We start from the raw sequence: 1,065 nt of genomic DNA on the forward strand, positions 1-1,065 counted from the left end.
AGGGTACGGGCCGCCATGAAACTCGCTAGAGGCTTTTCTCGACAGCATAGGATCATCCACTTCACCACAATCGGCTCGGCATCAGGTCTCAGACTATGTGCAACCCGGATTTACCTGGATCACGTCCTACACCCTTACCCCGGGACAACCACCGCCCGGGATGGACTACCTTCCTGCGTCACCCCATCACTCACCTACTAACCGCTTGGGCCGGCGGCTCCACCACTTTCCATTCCCCGAAGGGTCCGGAACGGCTTCACGGCCTTAGCATCACGATGCTCGATGTTTGACGCTTCACAGCGGGTACCGGAATATCAACCGGTTATCCATCGACTACGCCTGTCGGCCTCGCCTTAGGTCCCGACTTACCCTGGGCAGATCAGCTTGACCCAGGAACCCTTAGTCAATCGGCGCACACGTTTCTCACGTGTGTATCGCTACTCATGCCTGCATTCTCACTCGTGAACCGTCCACCACTAGCTTCCGCTGCAGCTTCACCCGGCACACGACGCTCCCCTACCCATCCATACAGGCGTTGGCCCTATTGTATGAATGACACGACTTCGGCGGTACGCTTGAGCCCCGCTACATTGTCGGCGCGGAATCACTAGACCAGTGAGCTATTACGCACTCTTTCAAGGGTGGCTGCTTCTAAGCCAACCTCCTGGTTGTCTCTGCGACTCCACATCCTTTCCCACTTAGCGTACGCTTAGGGGCCTTAGTCGATGCTCTGGGCTGTTTCCCTCTCGACCATGGAGCTTATCCCCCACAGTCTCACTGCCGTGCTCTCACTTACCGGCATTCGGAGTTTGGCTAAGGTCAGTAACCCGGTAGGGCCCATCGCCTATCCAGTGCTCTACCTCCGGCAAGAAACACACGACGCTGCACCTAAATGCATTTCGGGGAGAACCAGCTATCACGGAGTTTGATTGGCCTTTCACCCCTAACCACAGGTCATCCCCCAGGTTTTCAACCCTGGTGGGTTCGGTCCTCCACGAAGTCTTACCTCCGCTTCAACCTGCCCATGGCTAGATCACTCCGCTTCGGGTCTTGAGCGCGCTACTA

General features: G+C 56.8%; 1 rRNA gene. It reads right to left on the minus strand.

From position 1 onward, the window contains the following. A 23S ribosomal RNA gene (locus ACIRB1_RS47130) occupies positions 1 to 1,065 on the minus strand; the annotation flags it as partial.

The sequence above is a fragment of the Streptomyces sp. NPDC096013 genome (assembly GCF_044763565.1).
In the GTDB taxonomy this organism is placed as follows: domain Bacteria; phylum Actinomycetota; class Actinomycetes; order Streptomycetales; family Streptomycetaceae; genus Streptomyces.